This is a genomic window from Paenibacillus macerans (assembly GCF_900454495.1).
Classification (GTDB): domain Bacteria; phylum Bacillota; class Bacilli; order Paenibacillales; family Paenibacillaceae; genus Fontibacillus; species Fontibacillus macerans.
In genome coordinates, this window is the sequence record NZ_UGSI01000001.1 from 2,373,054 (window position 1) to 2,391,009 (window position 17,956).

Sequence of the window (17,956 nt, forward strand, 5' to 3'; positions counted from 1 at the left end):
ATGTCTGAACATCGTCATTACGTTATTGTTGGCGGCGGCGTGGCCGCCATCAGCGCGGCCAAAGCGATCCGCGAACGGCAGGAAGCGGCGGAAATTTCCATTTTCGGCGACGAATCCGGCCTTCCTTATAATCGAGTGAAATTGTCCAAAGGATTATTCACCGATTTGCACAGCGACAATGTGTTGATTAAGAAGGAAAAATGGTACCACGAGCATAAAATTGCTTATCATGCCGGGACACCAGTTGTTTCCATTGATCCGGACTCCAGGACGGTCATGACCGGAGACGGCCAAGCAGTGCAGTACGACAAGCTGCTGCTCTGCACGGGAGCCGTGAACCGCAAGCTGAATCTTGAAGGCGCGTCTTTGCCTCATGTGCACAATATCCGCAGCAGAAACGACGCGGACAAGCTGAAACAAGCTTTGCAGGGCGGAGACCGAATCTGCGTCATCGGCGGCGGCATTCAAGGGGTGGAAACCGCCTGGTCCCTGAACCGGGCCGGATATTCCGTCACGATAGTCGAAGCGTCGCCGCGGCTGATGGCCCGCCAACTGGATGAACGGGCTGCGGCCATTCTAACAGAAAAAATCGCCGAACAGGGAACTGAGATAAGGTTGGGACAAGGCGTCCGCAGAATTGCCGGCATTAGCGGCGTCGAAGGCGTGGAGCTTGAAGACGGTTCATTTTTGCCCTGCGAGCATGTCGTATATTCGATCGGGGTGATTCCCAATGCTGAGTTAGCCCGCCAAAGCGGACTTGAAGTCGGAGCGGGGATTGTCGTTAACGAGCACATGCAAACCAGCGCCGAACACATTTATGCCGCCGGCGATGTTGCCGAATTTCGCGGCAGGGCGGAAGGCCTGTGGAACAGCGCCATGGAACAAGGCAAAATCGCCGGGACCAACATGGCGGGCCATGCCGCCGTTTACCGCCGGCCGGTGCCGATGACCGTATCCAATGCGTTTAATGCTCCTTTGTTCTCCATCGGCCTGACGGATGAGCAGCAATGCGACAATAGCCTTTGCGGTCCGGATTCTGGGCCTTACAAACGGATTTTTATCAAAAACGGGGCGATTTGCGGAGCTGTTGTTTTTGCCAATGTCAGCGCTGCTCTGCCTTATAAAGCGGCCATAGAGCAATCCCTTGAAATCACGGAAACGGAGCTTGTCCGCAGTTTAATCCATTAAAAATTCAAACCAGAGGAGATGTTATACGATGAAAAAATATATATGCCAGCCTTGCGGTTATATCTACGATCCGGCCGTGGGAGATCCCGGTGAAGGTATTTCGCCGGGGACCGCTTTTGAAGACCTTCCCGAAGACTGGGTATGTCCGGTTTGCGGCGAAGACAAAAGCCAGTTTCTGCCTATTGAAGATTAGCCGCTAACCCAAACAACGCCCCGCTCTCCGCAAAACGACGGCGGAAAACGGGGCGTTTGTCCTGATTAATCAATATAGTCATTCAGTTTTTGGATATCGCAAATCGTAAGCTCCCGTGTTCCGTTGAGTTCAATAATTCCCGCCTGCTCGAATTTACTGAACTTGCGGCTGATGGTTTCTCTTGTAACGCCTACATAGTTGGCCATCTCTTCACGCGATAACGGAAGTCTGATCTTAATGCGATCTTGATCCTGATCCGCTTTGCCGTATTTGCGGCCAAGCTCCAAAATCATATAAGCGATGCGGATTTCGGGATCGTTTGTGGCCAGACTTTGCGCCAGGTTCTCCGTAGCGGCCAAGCGCTTGGTAATGCTCTGCAGCAGCTTTAACGTAATATCCGGATTTTCCTGAATGATCAGTCCCATATCCTTTTTGGTCAACAGGCAAACATCGGTGTCTTCCAGCGCATAGGCGCTAAAGTTGCTGGTCTCGCCGCTGTTGAATATACTCAATTCGCCGAAAAACTCACCCGTCGAAAGAACGCGCAAAATTTGCTCTTTGCCTTGCGCCGTAATTTTCAACAGCTTCACGTAACCCTCGCGGACAATAAACAAAGTTTCCGAAGGTTGTTCTTCCAAAATCAACGCTTGTCCCTTGCGATATTTCCGATGTTTGATCATCGTGCTGATCTTGGCCAGATCCTCTTCGGACAACGAAGCAAATATAGGAACTTTGCGGGTGCACAGCGCCTCGCTGCAATGGCGGCAGCTTTCCATCGTACTTTCCCCTTTTTTTTCCAACCTCAAGCTCTTAGGACATTAAATTTTTACTTAAAAATAGCATAAACAGGCTGTCCAGCTTGTGATTGGAGTCACGAACCATTGCTTTCACTTTTTGAATCCGCTTTCTCAAATCATATGATCGGTTTGCTCCGCACCCCGTTGACGCAGTACGAAGCTCAACAAAAGACCGGCGAGCAGAAAACAGGCCAGCATGGCGATGAGGCCATTCCAGCCGTAACTGGAATAGAAAAGCCCTCCGATGGTGCCGCTTACGCCGGAACCTACATAATAAAAGAACAAATACAGCGATGAAGCCTGAGATTTGTGTTCGGTGGCGATAATGCCGATCCAGCTGCTGGCAATGGAATGTCCTCCAAAGAAACCAAAGGTAAACACTGAGATGCCGGCGATGATCATGCCCAAACTTCCCGCGAGCGTCAGCAGGGCGCCGGCCAGCATCATGCCCAGCGCCAGACCCATCACGGCATACCGGCCGTATTGGTCGGCCAGCTTGCCCATCCATGTGGAGCTGATCGTTCCCATCACATAAACGATGAAAATCCACCCCACCAGCGTCTGGCTCAATTCGTACGGCGGAGCCGTCAGCCGGTAGCCGATATAATTGAACAAGGTGACAAAGCTGCCCATCAGGACAAAACCGAGCCCGTACAAACAAAGCAGGCGCACATCCTTGCATTGGCCAAGCAGTGTGGACAAAATGTCCCCAAAGGCAAACGTCTGGCGTTTAAAATGGCGGGAAGCGGGCAGCCAACGCCAAAAGAGCAGCACCGCCGCCAGACTAAACAAAGCGATTGCCCCTACCGCCACCCGCCAGTCAAAAGCATCCGTCAGCATGCCGGTGATCACGCGGCCGCCCATACCGCCCACCGAATTGCCGCTGATGTACAGCCCCATGGCATAGCCAAGGCTGGCCGGATCGATCTCCTCGCTCAGGTAGGTCATGGCGATCGCCGGCAGGCCGGCAAGTACGATGCCCTGCACGACGCGAAGCGCGAGCAGGGCACCAAATCCCGGACTGAAGGCAATGAGCAGGGCGACGAGCGCCGCCCCAAACAGCGAGCAGCCCATGACCACCTTGCGGCCCAGACTGTCCGAAACCGCCCCGACAAACAGCATCGTGACCGCCATCGTCAGCGTTGAAATCGACAGCGACAAGCTGGCAACCGCCGGCGAAACGCCAAACTCCCGGGAAAATTCGGGCATCAGCGGCTGCAGGCAATACAAAACCGCAAAGGTGCAGAACCCCCCGGCGAACATCGCCAGGGCGGTGTTCCGAAATGACCGCGTGCCTTTCAGGATATATTCCATGGAGTGATCAAGACCTCTTTTCAAAGTTACACTCTCACCGCTACTTACAACTACTGTGCAACTACTGCACAAAAAGTTTGCGGTCCAGATGCGTCAAAAATTCATATCCATCCTTCGTAACTACGACGGTATCCTCGATTTGGAAGCCTCCGGCGCCAAGCTCGTAATACGGCACCTCCACGCAGAACACCATCCCTTCCTGCAGCTCCCGGTGGTCTCCCGGGGCAAGCACGATGTCGTCATAAAGCTCCAGGCCGATGGCGTGGCCCACATGCTGGCGGCGATAATGCGGAATCCCGCCGCGCTGCACCGTTTCAACGGCGGCCGCAAACACCGCCGAAGCCTTGACCCCCGGGCGCACCAGCTCCAGCGCCCGCTCCCAGCCGCCGCGGACCGCCGCGAAATGCCGCCGCTGCCACTCGGACGGCTGCCCCAGCACCACGGTGCGTCCGGTATCCGCCCAGTAGCTGTCGAGCTGACAGCACAGGTCGAACCGCACCTGTTCACCCGGCCGTACCCGGTGGAAATAGTGCTCGATCAGCGGCAAGGCGCTGCGCGGTCCCGCCCCGACCGCGATCATCGCCGGCGTTCCGCCGGCGCGGATGATCCGGTCCCGGTAATGGGCGGCCAGCTCTTCCTCGTGGACCCCGTCCGCGATCAGATGGATCATTTCCTCCTCGACCCGTTCATTGAGCTCGGCGGACCGCCGCAAACGGGCGACCTCTGCCGCCGTTTTCACCTGGCGGACCTCCCGGAACAAGCCGTAGGCCGGGCGGACATGACCCGCCGGCAGCGATTCGCCAAGTTTGGCATAGAGCGCCGGGTTGATGCGCATTTCATCCACGCCAAGCGGCCCCTGCGGGATATCCAGATCCTTCAGCGCGGCCGCGAGCGCTTCGAGCGGGCCCGGGTAAACCGCCGTCCGCCCCAGCAAGTCATAAAACAAATCGATATCGGGCGTCGAGGGCTGTCCTACGGGCGAACCTTCGACAAAGAAGTCGCTGAACAAATACAGCTCCGCGTCCGGCACGCCCATCTGCGCGATCACGCCCAGCCGGTTTGTCGGTAAAACAAGGCGCGGACGCGCCCCCGCATCCTTTGGCAATACGGCGTAAATCTGCATCGACCAGTTGGTCGTCCTTAGCGGCGCCCCGATCACGTAGGCGATATTCTCCGGCGTGGTGGCGACCAGCGCCTGCAGCCCTTCACGCGCCATCACGCTTGCGGCGCGTTCCCGGTTGGCCATGCCGCCCAGTGCGGCCTCCGGCCGCACTCGCACTTCCTCTGCACTCATTGACGGTTCCTCCTTCGCTTTCCGTAGCTTTCCATAGCTTTCCATAGCTTGCATCTGCAGCTATTCATCCTTTTTTCCCAGTACCTGCTGTACCTGCGGAGCCGAGCGCAGCAAAAATCTAAGTCCCAGGAACAATACCAGCGCCAATAGCAGCATCAGCGTCGATACGACCGCGATCGTCGGGTCCTGCCATTTTTCCATATACAGGAACAGCTCGATCGGCAGCGTATTGTTCTGCGGGCGCAGGATCAACAAGGCCGTCTCCACCTGATCAAAAGTAAAGATAAACGACAACGCGCCGCTCAGCAGCAACCCCATGCGCATCTGGGGCAGCGTGACCGTGAAGAAGCTCCGGACCGGACCCGCGCCCAAATCGGCCGCCGCTTCTTCGTACTCTTTTTTCAAATTGGCCAGCGTGCTTCCGATAATGGACAGCACAAACGGCAAAATCGTGACCGCTTCCCCGAGGATCAGGGCAAGCAGGCCGCCGGCAATCTTCAGCCGGGAGAATAAAATCAGATAAGCGACGCCCAGGGCGATTTTCGGCACGACCATCGGGGACATAAAAATCGCGCGCAGCAGATTGCGTCCGGGAAAACGGTAGCGCTGAATCGCCAGCGCGGCCAGCGTGCCCGCCGTAAGCGCCAGCAGCGTAGCGCAGCCGGAGGCGATCACGCTGTTGCGGAAAGCCCGCAGAAACTGCGGCTGTGAAGCCAGGTTTTCATACCATCTGAGCGACAGCCCCTGCGGCGGAAACACGCTGTAAGAGGCCGGGTTCAGGGAGGTGATCACGACGATGATCAGCGGTGCAAGCAAAAAGAGGCACACCGCCAGCGCGACGACCGTCAGCGCCGCCCCGATCCATTTCGGTCTAAGCCGCATGCCTTTTCCCTCCTTTGGACCGCTGAAAAGCAAGCAGATCGGCAAGCCGGTTCAGCGCCCAAACCGCCAGGGTCGAGGCCAGAATCAGAAACAGGCTGGCCACGGCGGCCATCGGCCAGTTGGTGTCCAGGGTGCGCTGATAAATAAACGTCGGCAGCGTCATCACTCTTCCCCCGCCGATCAAGGCGGGCGTCGTAAACGCGGTCAGGCATAACGTGAACACGATCTGAATGCCGGATACGATGCCCCGCACCGACAGCGGCAGGGTAATCGTCAGGAACGCCCGTACGCTTCCCGCGCCCAGGTCGTGGGCCGCCGCCTTCAATTGGCTGTCCTGCTGCACCAGCACGCTCAAAATCGGAATTACCATAAAGGGTAAAAAAATATGCACAAGCGCGATGATCACCCCGGTTTCGTTAAGCGTCATCTCAAAGCCGTTCTCTGTGAGTCCGAGCTTGATAAACAGCCAGTTCAGCAGGCCTTGCCTAGATAGCAGCACCATCCAGGCGTAGGATTTGACGACCGCGCTGACCAGCAGCGGCATAAACGTAATCAGCAGCAGGGTTTGCCGCCATGCCGGCTTGCGGACGCAGGCCAAATAATAAGCCAGCGGATAGGCGAGCAGCAGCGTAATTCCGGTCACCTTCAGCGCCAGCGAAAAGGTGTCCCCGATCAGCTTCCAATAATACGGATCGCCGAGAAACGCGGCGTAGGCGTCCCATTGGAAGGCCGGAACAAGATGTCCTCCCGCAAACGAATCGAAGCTGTAGCGGCCGAAAATAAACAGGGAGCCGATATAAATAATGCCCATAAGCAGCAGGGACGGCAGCAGGAGCAGCAGCGCCGCGCCCCAGGACCTGTCCGGCGGCGACCAGCGCCGATGCCGGCGATTTGCCGCGGCCTTCACGCTTCCCCCTCCCCGTCTCCGGGCAGCAGAATCGCGTCCTTCGGCTCCCACCCGATCGGAACGGATTCACCGGTCTCATAGCGGCGGTTCCCCGGATAATGCGGCACGCTCGCCGTCAGCCGATGCTCGCCGTCAAGCCGCAGCTCGTATTGCAGAAACGTGCCGCCGTAGCGCACGTCCTCCACGATCGCGTTCAGCGTGTTGCCGAGCTGCGCGGCGTCCTCCCCAACCCGGACGTATTCGTAGCGGATGGAGATATTACCCTGCCCGCCTGCGGCTAGCGCGGCGGCGCCGGGGCCGACGTGGACGCGGGAGAGCGCGCCGGCCGCCCGGACGGTAGCCGCGTCGCCGGCTAGCGAAACAAGCGTGGCCGGCAGCAGATTCGTGTCGCCGATGAATTTGGCGACAAAGCTGTCCGCCGGACGCTCGTAAATTTCGTCGGGCGTGCCGTACTGCAGCAGCTTACCGCCGCGCATCACGCCGATCCGGTCCGAGACGTTCAGCGCTTCTTTTTGATCATGGGTTACAAAAATAAACGTCGTCCCGGATTCCCGCTGAATCCGCTTCAGCTCGCGCTGCATGTCCAGTCTAAGCTGGGCGTCGAGCGCGGACAACGGCTCGTCCAGCAGCAGCACCTTCGGCTCGTTGACGAGCGCCCGGGCGATCGCCACCCGCTGCGCCTGGCCGCCGGAGAGCTGGGCGACGGAGCGGCCGCCGTAGCCGGGCAGCTGAACCAGATCCAGCGCCCGTTCGACCTTGGCGCGGATCTCGGCTTTGCTGCGCCCCTTCATGCGCAAGCCGTAAGCGATATTTTTGTACACATCCATATGCGGGAACAACGCGAGCTGTTGAAAAATCATGTTGGTGTCCCGGCCGTACGCGGGAATTTTCGTCACATCCCGTCCGGCGAGCAGGATCGCGCCTTCGTCGGGCCGATCGAGCCCCCCGAGCATGCGCAGCAGCGTTGTTTTTCCGCAGCCGCTGGGGCCGAGCAGGGAGACAAACTCCCCCTGCTTCACCTCAAAAGAGACGGAATTCACCGCATACTGCCCGCCGAATTTTCTGACGACGTTTTGCGCTTCAATCGCCGTTTGTTTCTCTGTCTCGGGCATCCCAAGCCGCCCCCTCCCATGCCGTTTTGATTAATTCAGCTTCGTCTTGACCAGACGGTCCCAAAAATCCTTCCACACCGAGGCATCTTTCGCCATCGTCGCCCAGTCCGGGTTCAGGCCTTTGTTTTGCTCCTCGACGGAGAAGGACGGATCATCCTTGTATTTGTCGGGAATGGCCGCGGCGGTGCTCGTCACCGGGGTTCCTGTGACTTCCGCGTAGCGGGTCAGATTTTCCGGAGCCAGCAGCTCGTTAATGATTTCGTTGGCCACCCGGGTCTGCTCCGGGGTCGAACCCTTGACGACCTGCAGGGAATAAGGGAACGAAATGAACCCTTCCTTCGGAATGGCTACGCCCAGCGGCAGCCCTTCATCATCGATCCAGGTTTGCGCGGTCTGCGAGCTGAACGGAGCGATCAGCGCTTCGCCGGACACCAGCATATTTTTCAACTGGTCATTGGAGGTTACCAAGGAGCGGACCTGATCCGCATGCTCCGCCCAGAATTTAAATGCCTCTTCCGGCTTTTCATAAGAGGCGCCGAGCTCCTGGCCCTTCAGTTCAATGACCGGCGCAATGTAGGCGTAAAACATATAGTCCCAAAGCGCGACTTTATCCTTGAATTCGCTGTTTTCCCACAAATCGCTCCAGCTTGTCGGCGCTGTTTTCACCAAATCCTTGTTATACACAAGCGCAAAATTGCTCACGCCCCATACGATCCCCCGGTTGTCCGCCGTGTGGTACTGTTCGGGAATATCCTGCATATGCGTCACGATCGCCGGGTCCAGCGGCTCCCACATATCGTCGCTGATGCCCTTGGCGGAAGCGTCGGCATTGAAATAGCCGAAATTCACCACCGGATTGTTGGGGTCGGCGTTTTTGGCGGCCAGCATTTTCGGATACATCACGGAGTTGGAGGATTCCACAAATTCAACCTCCACGTTGGGATGCTCCTTGATGTAGTTCGCGACGACCTCTTTCGGAACGACATCCTGATTGGCGCCGGCCCAAATGAACATGCTCAGCTTGATTTTTTCCCCCGAACCGCCGTTACCGGCCGGAGTCGTCGGCGAATTGGCCGCGTTGCCGCCGCCATTGCCGCCTTCGGCGCTGCCGCCGTTTCCCGCGCCGTTGCCGCAAGCCGCAAGGAATACCAGGGACAGGACCAGCAGGATGGATAAAGATACGATCGATTTCGCTCTTGTTTTCATTGCAATCGAACCTCCTGATTAAATATGAATTGGATTTTGAAAAAAAGTCCTTGCCGCACGCCTCACATTATCCAAGCAGCAATTTGCGGTGAATTTCCCCCATGATGTCCGCGGCGTCGCTTGGCCGCACCTGTTCCCCGGCCGCGATCCTCCGGTCCGCCTCGGCCATCGTCCGGCGCTTAAGATAATCGCGCAGGGCCAGCGGATAAGCCGCCAGGGCCGCGCCGACGGCAAGCTGCAGCTCATCGCTCCAGACCGCCTCGAAGCGTTCCCGCGCCTCTCCATAGTGGAAGGAAGCCGTCAGCTTAGGCGCTTCCGCTCGCAAAAGCCGGGTCGCTTCGCCATCCACTTGGCCGGCGCGCAGAATGACGCCGTATTGCTCCCGCGCGGCCGCCTCGGACACTAGTCCGCTGCGCACATCGTTTAACACGGCTGCGGGGTCCCGCTCATACGGGCTGCCGTATCCGCCGCCGCCCTGCGAGAGAAAGGCAACCGTGTCGCCCGGCTGCAGCAGCAGCTCATCGATGCGTCCGAGATCCTCCTCCGCGGCTTGTCCCGCGTTTTTCAAAGCCACCCCGTGCGCCCCGGCCCGGCCGCCAAGTCTCCCCCACGGCTGAAACTGGATGCGCTCCATGTTCCGCGCCGTCAGCACCGTATCGGGACTCAGCACCTTGAGCCGGAGCTCGATCCCGCTGCCGCCCCGGTATTTGCCGGCTCCGGCGGAATCGGCGCGCAGGCCGTAACGCTCGATCAGCACGGGCATGTCGACCTCCACCGTCTCGACCGGAATGTTGCGCAGATGGCCGACGGCAAAATCCATGCCGTCGATCCCGTCCTTCATCGGCCTCGCGCCGGAGCCGCCGCAGATCGGCTGAATGACGCCCACCTTTCGGCCGCCGGAGACCGGATCGGTCATCGCCAGCATCACGATTGCGGCTTGTCCCGCGCCGGCCGCCGGCAGCTTGTTTTCCTGGGCCCGGCTGAGCGCACCGGTCAGCACATCCATCAGCCGGATGAAGGTGGAAGCCCGCGCGCCGACCGCGGCCGGGAATTCCGGATTCAGGATGCTGGCCGGCGGCGCCTCGTTGCCGATCATCCGCACCATCCCCGAGTTCCAGGGAATCGACGGGTCCAGCGTGCGGAAGTAGCGGGTTAGCGCCGGAACCAGGTAATAATGCCCTTGCTTGTTCAGTGTCGGGATATTAAACGAAGCTCTCACCTGGGGATCGGTTCCCCGGAAATCGAGCAATATCCCGTCCCCCCTGACGATCAGAGCGCACCGCAGCCGCACCGGGTATCCGCCGGGACCGCCTTCGATGTAGTCCCAGAACTCGTACGTCCCGTCCGGGATGTCCGCGATAATCTGCCGCACCCGCGTCTCCGCGTAAGCGAGCAGATCCTCGATGCCCCGCTCGATCTGCTCCGGTCCGTATCGCGCGATCAATTCGGCAAGTCTCTTGTCCCCGCGGTTCAGCGCGGCCATCAGCGCCCGCAGGTCCCCCCAGTTCTGATCGGGGATGCGGCAATTGTGCAGGAACATGTTCAGCACCTGCTCGTTCAGCGCGCCGGCTTCGTACAGCTTGACCGGAGCGATCCGGATGCCCTCCTGATGAATATCGTAAGCGCTTGGCGAGACGCTGCCCGGCACCTTGCCGCCGACATCCGAGGAATGAATAAAGCAAAGCCCGAAGGCGATAATCCGCCCGTCATGAAAAAAGGGCTTCAGCAGATAGACATCCGGCAAATGGGTGGCCATGGCGCCGGTGGTATAGGGATCGTTGCAAATCACGATGTCCCCTTCCCGCCACGGCTCGCCCGCGGCGAGCACCTCCTCGGCCGGAATTCCCAGCGACAGGCTGTATCCGGTCTCCAGCGGGGAGCCGAAGGTTTCGCCCTTTGGCGACAGCAGATAGGTGCCGAAATCGCCCGTCTCTTTGACAAACGCCGTGAAGCCGGTGCGGAGAACGACACCCGCCATTTCCTCCACGATCGCCTGCACCCGGTTTTTGAAAATTTCCAGAAACACCCGGTCGGTACTCATGCTTCCGCCTCCCCGATCATATTGCCCAGCTTGTCCCGGCAGACCCGATAGCCCGGGGGAACAAACACCGTCGTATCGTACTCTTCAACGATGACCGGACCGGACAGCGCAGGTGCGGACTCCTCCGGCAGTTCGGACCGCTTCAGTACGCTGGCCGTCCATGACCGGCCGTCAAAGAACAACTGGCGCTTGTCCGGTGTGCCAGGGGCGGATCGATCCGCCGCGCGTTCCGGCGGTCGGATCGCCCCCGCCTTGCGGGTAACCCCGACCACCGAGGCCCGGAGATTGACGAACATGACGGGATCGCCTGGCTGGCTGATGCCAAAAATGTCATGGTACCGCTGATGAAAACGCCGGATCGCTTCAGCTTCAGCTTCCGCCTCCGTTTCTTCCGCGGGAAGCGATACTTCAATATCGAAGGCTTGCCCTTCATAGCGCATATCCGCGCTGAACAGCACATAGCTCGTCTCCAGCGCGATCCCCCGGCTGCTCTCCTCGCTCAGCCAGCGCCCTCCCTGCTCCTTCAAGCCTTGTAACGTCGCGCCGATTTCTCCGGGCTGCAGCTGCTGCTCCGTCTTATAGACCGTGCGGACGAAGTCGTTGCGCAGGTCGGCGACCACGCAGCCGGTCGCGCACAGCGTGCCGGGGGAAGGCGGGATGAGCACCCGCCGGATGCCCACCTCCCGGGCCAGCAAAAATGCGTGGGTCGGACCGGCTCCCCCGTAGGCCAGCAGCGTAAAGTCCCGGGGATCGATCCCTTTGCGGGCCATGAGCGGCGTAAACTGGGCGTACATATTGGCGGTCGCCACGTCGATGATCGCTTGGGCGGCCGCGCGGGAATCGAGGCCGATCCGCTCCCCGAGCCGGGTCAGGACCGCGGCGGCGAGCCGCTCATCCAGCGGCATGCCTCCGCCGAGAAAGCGCTCGGGGTGAATGATGCCGAGATGCACGTAAGCGTCCGTGGTCGTCGCCTCCTGGCCGCCCCGGCCGTAGCAGGCCGGTCCGGGATCGGCGCCCGCGCTGCGCGGACCTACCTTCAGCACGCCCGCCGAATCCACCCAGGCGACCGAACCTCCGCCGGCGCCGATCGCCGTCACATCAACCGCCGGAATGATGACCGGAAAATCGCCGACCTGGTTTTCGCTCGAGTAGGCCGGCTCGCCATCGATCACCGCCACATCGACGCTCGTGCCCCCCATATCGAAGGTGATCACCTTGTCGATGCCGGCCAGACGGGCCACATGCGTGGCGCCGATTACGCCGGACGCCGGGCCGGAGAGCAGCGTTTTGACCGGTTCCTGCGCCGCCCGCCGGGCAGTCATAATCCCGCCGTTGGACATCGTGGACAACACCTGCGCCCGCAGCCCCTGTTCCGACGCCCCGGCCTCCAGGCGCTGAAAATATTCGCTCATGCGCGAGCCCACATATGCGTTCATGACGGTGGCCAACGTTCGCTCGTATTCCCGCTGCTGCGGCCAAACCTCGCTGCTCGCCGAAACGAACACGCCGGGAAATTCACGGCGGATCAGCTCGGCCGCCTGGCGCTCATGCTCCGGGTTATGATACGCGTGAAGGAACGAGACGGCGATTGCGGTAACCCCTTCTTCCAGCAATTCCGCTACTGCCCGACGCAGTTCTTCCGGACGCAGCGGACGGTAGATCCGTCCATCCGCCAAACAGCGTTCATCGATCTCCTTGACGAGATGGCGGGGAATCAGGGGCAAAGCCTTGTCCCCGTATAAATCCGTTGTATTCTCCAAACGCAGCCGGCGGATTTCCAGCACATCGCGAAAGCCGCCGGTAGTAAGGAGACCCGTCTTCGCTCCGTTTCGCTCAATCAAGGTGTTGACTCCCAGTGTCGTACCGTGGACAAACAGCTCAATCGCCCCGATGTCGATGCCGTTGTCCTTTAACTGCCGCAGCGCGTTAAAGATCGCCTGCTCCGGAGCGGAAGGTACGGATGGCGTTTTAAGCGCCGCCGCTACCTCGCCCGAACGGCCGGTCAGCATCACGTCGGTGAAGGTTCCGCCAATATCGATGCCCAGACGGTATTTTTGGGTCATGTTGACCTCCCCTTTGTAATTTTTTAGTGAGAGTTTAATAAATCAGGCAACTACCTCTTTTATCGTTTTTTTGGTTCCTTGGCTTAATACCGCTTTAAGAGCGGGGACCGCCAAAGTAAGTGCGGACATCCTCGATCAGCTGATTGATATGGTTGACCATGGCGGACGCCGCCTCGTAGGGAGAATGGCTCTCGATGCAGCCGATGATTCTGCGATGATCGACAACCAGTTCGCTGCCGACCGCTTTCCGGATCGTGGCCGTTGCCGGCAGATGGGCTCCCTCGCCCCAAACGAGCCGCAAAGCGTGAAGCAGGATCGGGTTGCCGGCAGCCCTGGCGATTCGCTCATGAAACTCCCGGTCCTCCGCGATCGGAATCCTGCCCTCGGACAAAGCGGTTTCCTGCAGGGCGATCGATTCCCATAAAAGAACGATATCCCGTTCGCTGGCGTTAGTGGCCGCTAGCCATGCGGTCTCCCGTTCCAAAGCCCGTCTCGTCACCAATATATTGATTAGCGATTGCTCGTCGGATATTTTCAGGGCGTCAAGCAGCTTGGAATTGTCGCGCAGTTGGGCAAGCTGCCGGTTCAGCTCCGTAAGCCGCTCCTTGCCCGCAGCCGTAAGCAAACGCCCTTTCCGGCCGACGCTTTCGGTATACCCCAGCGTATCGAATTCCATCAGCTTCCGGCCGATCGACGCCTGGCTGAGCCCGAACTTCTTGTCCAGCACAAGCACCAGCGTCGTGGCGCCGACCGGAGTTTCCTGCTTATCCAAATAAGAGAGCAGCTCATACTCCAGTTTCATCTGGTCGTATTCTTTGGCAATCATACGTTCCTCCTGCCTGATGAACATTAATAATCAATGATGATTAACATAATTCAATTGAATAATCGGCTCAGATTCCGGGTTGAATATTTTCTCCAGTTATGGAATCTTCATCGATTTAAAGTGATTATATAGCCGTTTTTGCGTCTTGTCAATTAATCTCATGGGATAAGTAAGGATTTAAATATTCAATATTTTTCCATTCCTTTTTATCGTAGTGGGACGGCGCTGGACATATCTGAATTTACAGCCTTACAGTTTTACAGTTTTACAGTTTTACAGTTTTACGCCTAACAGCCTAACAGCTTAATAGATTAATAGTTATAGATTAATAGCTTTACATCTGGCTACCCACGAGAAACTCCGGCGAAAAACATAAGAACAAAAAAGGGCGTTATTCCGGCGGTATCCATCCATTTGAGAGAAATAGAGACGATTTTTGCCGCTATTTTCCCCAGTCGCAGGGAAATGCCCCCAATCTAGGCCATGCATAGGGAAATAAGTACAAAAAATGCCGCTAATGAGGATGAACGGGCCTGGCTCCGAATAATAAGTACATAAAGTGCCGCTATTTAGAAGTCCCGGGTTTGGACTAGTGGTAGCGTCATTCCGGCAGCCGGCTATCATACGCCGGTTTCCATGCTGAGCCGTAAGAAAACCGTCTCTCGACATACTTTCGAAGAAGCCAAACCGCGTTTAAAAAGTTAGTTTTCTTGCGATAAGGAGGCTTTGGCTCTGAAACTTTTCTTCTTCCTTATATCTTAAAAAAGCGCTTAAGCAAAGCCCGCGTCATCCGTAAATGAAAACAGGCCCCGCCTAAGCGCTGCAAACAAATTATTCTATAACATCCCCTGTGTTCCTATCTATATCCCTATCTATATCCCCAAACCGTTTGTTATCTGCCTAGCTTCCCTTTCTGACGAAGGGCGTCTGTGCCTTCATGGTCCAGGATAAAATCCATTCCTGCCTCCAGAATGATAACTCCATAATCCTGACGGGCGCCTTCAACAGAGACAAATCCGCTAAGAACATCCTCGAGGACGAGCCGGGGATCACGCTGCCACGGATCTCCCCAGCCGCCCCCGCCGGCCCGGTGAAATTCGATGATTCCCCCGCCGTTCATCGGCACGTGAAACGCCGTTTCCCGCACTTCCAGCGGTGCTTTGTCTCCGGGGTGAAGGACAACCAGATTGGAAGGCGCATCCTCCCCGCCGCACAAGCCGCGCGTAGTGTTCCGAACCCCCGCCATCATGACGCTGGTATGACTGGGTTCCAGGTGCTGGATCAGCACATGAAGCCCTGGTGCGCCCCGCCACTGTCCGGCACCGGTATAATCCGCGGTGTATTCGTGTTTCAGCACGCGGCTGGGATACTGAATTTCATTCATCTCGATGGACGGCAGGATAACCCCGGTCATAACCGGAGGGTACAGTCCCCAGCCATCAGTTTCATAGGCCCCGCCGGCGCCGCCGGTATAACCGAAGAAATTCAGGTTCACCCAAGGACGCCCGTCTTGATATTGTCCGTTTGTATAGGCAAGCGGAAGCTTATGCGCATTCACTCCGACGCGCTCGGGGGCGCATTGGGAGATGGCCAGCAAGACGGCCTCGGCAATTTCCGCTCCCGTACAAGCCGTGGCATGTCCGCACGGAGCCGGCGGCTTCGGGTTCACGACGCTGCCGAGCGGGGCTTTGACCGTGACCGGGTTCATGTACCCTTCGTTGATGGGGATACTCTCGTCACAGCAAGTGGAAATAGCGACAAACGCAAACGACGTTGTATTCGACAGCGGGCTGTTGATGAACCCGGGCACCTGTTTCGCCGAGCCTGCAAAATCGATCGTCAGGTCACTGCCGGAGACGGTTACGGTAGCCTTCACTTTAATATCCCGGTTTCCCTGAAAATCATGGTCCGCATACGTCTCCGCGGTATAAGTGCCGTCCGGCCAGCTTGAGATTTCTTCCCGTACCCGCCGCTCGGTATACTCGATCCGCTGATCAATCGCCTGCCGCACCGAAGTGTAGCCGTATCGCTTAAGCAGCATGTCCGCCCGCTGCGCCGCCAGCTTGCAGGCGCCGATCATGGCGTCTAGATCGCCTTCCAGCCAGTGAGCCAGCCGGTTGTTGGCCGTAATCAGCTCGAATACGTCCTGTCTTTTCTCACCGCGTTCGTACAGCTTGAGCGGCGGAATCCGCAATCCATCCTGCCAGATGTCGCGGGATCGCGGATTGTAGCCGCCCGCCACCGGCCCGCCGTTATCGCCCATATGGCTGCGGACGGCCGGAAGCAGCACCGGCCGCCGCCCGTGAAAGACCGGCATGACAATCGTCCAGTCCAGACTGTGGGAGCCGCCGTAATAAGGATCGTTTACGAGCAAAATGTCTCCGGGATGCAGATCGTTTTTAAACGCGTCCAGCAGCTCATCGACAGCGCTGACCACTGCGTACAAATGCAGGGTACAGCCGGGAGCCTGGGCCACCAGCCGGGTACGGCCTTCGATAAAATCGAAGACGCCGGTCGTGAAGTCGTGGGCTTCATTAAACAGAGGCGATCTGGCGGTCCGCGTTACAGCGGCGCTCATCTCCTCCGCTACGGAATCCAGCGTTCCGCCAACGACCTGCGATAAAATCCATTCATTAACGGGACGGGCCATCGTTATCCTCCTTTACCAGTCGTTTCAAAGGTTCGGCCGAAGCGTAGCGGTATTCGAGCGCGGCTCCTGCCGTAACCGGGATGCCTTTTGCCGTTCCGCTACGAACTCCGTCTCCGGCAACAATACGCACATCCGTCCCTCCTTCGGGAACAAAAATAGCGGCCTCATACTTGCCGCGAAGCACGTCCAGCCGCACCTCCATATCCCCGTCTTCAAGCCGCTTCCGGTATCCGATGCGCAGCCCGCTCCGCCACTCCAGCTCCTCGGCGGAGACCAGCCTGCGGGCTCCCTGCAGCACGGGTGCGCTCCATCCGTTTTCCGCAATCGCGAAACCGGGCTCCAGAAATACCGGCTCCATTGGGGTCTGCGAACCGACGGGCGGATACAGAACGGTCAAGGGAGAAGGGCCGTGGACCGCCGGAAATGCAGGATCGGCTTCGGCGCGCATCGCCTGCGTTACCGCAGCGGCGACGGCTTGTCCGGACGTCAAGAACCCAAACGCGGTCGCCGCCGGAAAAGCCGCGTGGACCAGGCTGCCTTCCGGCAAAACAAATTCGAATACGTCCAGCAAGCCGTCATTGATCTCCAGGTCTTCCATGGAACCGGCCAGAAGCGCCGTCACCGCACAAGCCGACGCAGTCTCCCGGCTAATATTATAAGGAAGCGGTACCTGCTCCGAAGTTCCGGTAAAATCAAACTTCCAGCGCTGATCCCGCCGCTCCATTTGCAATTGGATGCCCACATCGGCCTGGGCGATCGCCAGCTTCGCCGCGCCCGAAAGAGGGCCTGTCACAGCAGGCAGCAGTTCAACCGTCCTAAGTCGCGTACGCTCGTTCATCCGCTCGATCGCTTGATGCACCGCAGGCAATCCGTAACTGCCGACAACCGCTTGAATCGATCGGCGCGCTTCCTCAAGGCAGGCTTGCATAGCCAGCAAGTCAGATTCCAGCAGTTCCGGAGATCTGCCGTTCGCCAGCACGAAACGGCGCACGTCGCGCTGGAGCTTGCCTCCCTTGAACAGCTTCACCGGCGTTAACCGCATGCTTTCCTGCCACACTTCAAAGGCTTCCGGATTATAACCTCCGGGGATTTCACCGCCCAGATCGGCCATCTGGGCCCGGATCACCGGACTAACAATAAGCTCCCCGCCCGCAAATACCGGCAGCAGCATCGTCAGGGTCTGTCCTTTGGTGCCGCCTTTATATACATCCGCGGAAATCAGAACGTCGCCTTCCTCAAGATCGTAAGCGAAATAATCCAGCAGATGGCGGGACACCGACCTGAGGGCGTACAGGTGCTCGATTTCGGATTGTACCTGATGGACCAGCGATCCGTCCCCTGTCACCAATCCGGCGGCATAAGCTCCGGATTCGGCGATCAGAGCGGAACGGGATACGCGCCGAAGCCGCTCACCCGCAAAACGGCTGACCGAAGCCAGCTTGCCGTAAATGATCTGATCTGAAATCTGGTGTGCGGTCGACAT

The 17,956-nt window shown here is 58.4% G+C and carries 14 protein-coding genes; 2 read left to right on the forward strand and 12 right to left on the reverse strand.

Features of this window, described 5'->3' with window-relative positions; all coding sequences use genetic code 11:
• The gene (locus tag DYE26_RS10590; RefSeq protein ID WP_036624010.1) at window positions 1–1,188 is read left to right on the forward strand and encodes an NAD(P)/FAD-dependent oxidoreductase; all 1,188 of its coding nucleotides are present in this window, start codon (window positions 1–3) and stop codon (window positions 1,186–1,188) included.
• 28 nt (window positions 1,189–1,216) lie between these two features.
• Window positions 1,217–1,381, forward strand: a complete 165-nt coding sequence (gene rd / locus DYE26_RS10595; RefSeq protein ID WP_036624011.1) for a rubredoxin — start codon at window positions 1,217–1,219, stop codon at window positions 1,379–1,381.
• Between the two features lie 65 nt (window positions 1,382–1,446).
• Here rd and DYE26_RS10600 read toward each other — a convergent pair whose 3' ends face one another.
• The 12 genes from DYE26_RS10600 to DYE26_RS10655 all read right to left on the reverse strand — a co-directional run bounded on the left by DYE26_RS10600 (window position 1,447) and on the right by DYE26_RS10655 (window position 17,956).
• The gene (locus DYE26_RS10600; protein WP_036624012.1) at window positions 1,447–2,157 is read right to left on the reverse strand and encodes a Crp/Fnr family transcriptional regulator; all 711 of its coding nucleotides are present in this window, start codon (window positions 2,155–2,157) and stop codon (window positions 1,447–1,449) included.
• 132 nt (window positions 2,158–2,289) lie between these two features.
• Complete coding sequence (locus DYE26_RS10605) at window positions 2,290–3,492, reverse strand: MFS transporter (RefSeq protein WP_036624013.1); 1,203 nt, start codon at window positions 3,490–3,492, stop codon at window positions 2,290–2,292.
• A 61-nt stretch (window positions 3,493–3,553) separates the two neighbouring features.
• Window positions 3,554–4,786, reverse strand: coding sequence for a M24 family metallopeptidase (locus DYE26_RS10610; RefSeq protein ID WP_227872643.1), 1,233 nt, complete (start codon window positions 4,784–4,786; stop codon window positions 3,554–3,556).
• Window positions 4,787–4,846: 60 nt separating this feature from the next.
• Window positions 4,847–5,668, reverse strand: coding sequence for an ABC transporter permease (locus DYE26_RS10615; RefSeq protein WP_051985542.1), 822 nt, complete (start codon window positions 5,666–5,668; stop codon window positions 4,847–4,849).
• On the reverse strand, window positions 5,658–6,575 hold the full coding sequence (locus DYE26_RS10620) for an ABC transporter permease (RefSeq protein WP_036624014.1): 918 nt from the start codon (window positions 6,573–6,575) through the stop codon (window positions 5,658–5,660). The genes DYE26_RS10615 and DYE26_RS10620 overlap by 11 nt, the downstream gene beginning before the upstream one ends.
• Window positions 6,572–7,687: an ABC transporter ATP-binding protein gene (locus DYE26_RS10625; RefSeq protein ID WP_036624015.1), complete on the reverse strand. Its 1,116-nt coding sequence runs from the start codon at window positions 7,685–7,687 to the stop codon at window positions 6,572–6,574. Before DYE26_RS10625 ends, DYE26_RS10620 begins: the two co-directional genes overlap by 4 nt.
• A 30-nt stretch (window positions 7,688–7,717) precedes the next feature.
• Window positions 7,718–8,893 (reverse strand): ABC transporter substrate-binding protein, encoded by a 1,176-nt coding sequence (locus DYE26_RS10630; RefSeq protein ID WP_036624016.1) that lies wholly within the window; start codon window positions 8,891–8,893, stop codon window positions 7,718–7,720.
• A 67-nt stretch (window positions 8,894–8,960) separates the two neighbouring features.
• The gene (locus DYE26_RS10635; protein WP_036624017.1) at window positions 8,961–10,934 is read right to left on the reverse strand and encodes a hydantoinase B/oxoprolinase family protein; all 1,974 of its coding nucleotides are present in this window, start codon (window positions 10,932–10,934) and stop codon (window positions 8,961–8,963) included.
• Window positions 10,931–12,997 carry a hydantoinase/oxoprolinase family protein gene (locus DYE26_RS10640; RefSeq protein ID WP_036624018.1) on the reverse strand — a complete coding sequence of 689 codons (2,067 nt, stop codon included), beginning with the start codon at window positions 12,995–12,997 and terminating at the stop codon, window positions 10,931–10,933. The genes DYE26_RS10635 and DYE26_RS10640 overlap by 4 nt, the downstream gene beginning before the upstream one ends.
• Window positions 12,998–13,091: 94 nt before the next feature.
• Window positions 13,092–13,823 carry a FadR/GntR family transcriptional regulator gene (locus tag DYE26_RS10645; RefSeq protein ID WP_036624019.1) on the reverse strand — a complete coding sequence of 244 codons (732 nt, stop codon included), beginning with the start codon at window positions 13,821–13,823 and terminating at the stop codon, window positions 13,092–13,094.
• Window positions 13,824–14,715: 892 nt separating this feature from the next.
• Window positions 14,716–16,473 carry a hydantoinase B/oxoprolinase family protein gene (locus tag DYE26_RS10650; RefSeq protein WP_036624020.1) on the reverse strand — a complete coding sequence of 586 codons (1,758 nt, stop codon included), beginning with the start codon at window positions 16,471–16,473 and terminating at the stop codon, window positions 14,716–14,718.
• Entirely contained in the window at window positions 16,457–17,956 is a 1,500-nt protein-coding gene (locus tag DYE26_RS10655) for a hydantoinase B/oxoprolinase family protein (protein ID WP_051985543.1), read from the reverse strand. Before DYE26_RS10655 ends, DYE26_RS10650 begins: the two co-directional genes overlap by 17 nt.

Bases quoted from the DNA above. Each gene is read 5' to 3' on its own strand.
- DYE26_RS10590 (WP_036624010.1), top strand. From the start codon at position 1: ATGTCTGAACATCGTCATTACGTTATTGTTGGCGGCGGCGTGGCCGCC.
- rd (WP_036624011.1), top strand. From the start codon at position 1,217: ATGAAAAAATATATATGCCAGCCTTGCGGTTATATCTACGATCCGGCC.
- DYE26_RS10600 (WP_036624012.1), bottom strand. From the start codon at position 2,157: ATGGAAAGCTGCCGCCATTGCAGCGAGGCGCTGTGCACCCGCAAAGTT.
- DYE26_RS10605 (WP_036624013.1), bottom strand. From the start codon at position 3,492: ATGGAATATATCCTGAAAGGCACGCGGTCATTTCGGAACACCGCCCTG.
- DYE26_RS10610 (WP_227872643.1), bottom strand. From the start codon at position 4,786: ATGAGTGCAGAGGAAGTGCGAGTGCGGCCGGAGGCCGCACTGGGCGGC.
- DYE26_RS10615 (WP_051985542.1), bottom strand. From the start codon at position 5,668: ATGCGGCTTAGACCGAAATGGATCGGGGCGGCGCTGACGGTCGTCGCG.
- DYE26_RS10625 (WP_036624015.1), bottom strand. From the start codon at position 7,687: ATGCCCGAGACAGAGAAACAAACGGCGATTGAAGCGCAAAACGTCGTC.
- DYE26_RS10630 (WP_036624016.1), bottom strand. From the start codon at position 8,893: ATGAAAACAAGAGCGAAATCGATCGTATCTTTATCCATCCTGCTGGTC.
- DYE26_RS10635 (WP_036624017.1), bottom strand. From the start codon at position 10,934: ATGAGTACCGACCGGGTGTTTCTGGAAATTTTCAAAAACCGGGTGCAG.
- DYE26_RS10640 (WP_036624018.1), bottom strand. From the start codon at position 12,997: ATGACCCAAAAATACCGTCTGGGCATCGATATTGGCGGAACCTTCACC.
- DYE26_RS10645 (WP_036624019.1), bottom strand. From the start codon at position 13,823: ATGATTGCCAAAGAATACGACCAGATGAAACTGGAGTATGAGCTGCTC.
- DYE26_RS10650 (WP_036624020.1), bottom strand. From the start codon at position 16,473: ATGGCCCGTCCCGTTAATGAATGGATTTTATCGCAGGTCGTTGGCGGA.
- DYE26_RS10655 (WP_051985543.1), bottom strand. From the start codon at position 17,956: ATGTCGACCGCACACCAGATTTCAGATCAGATCATTTACGGCAAGCTG.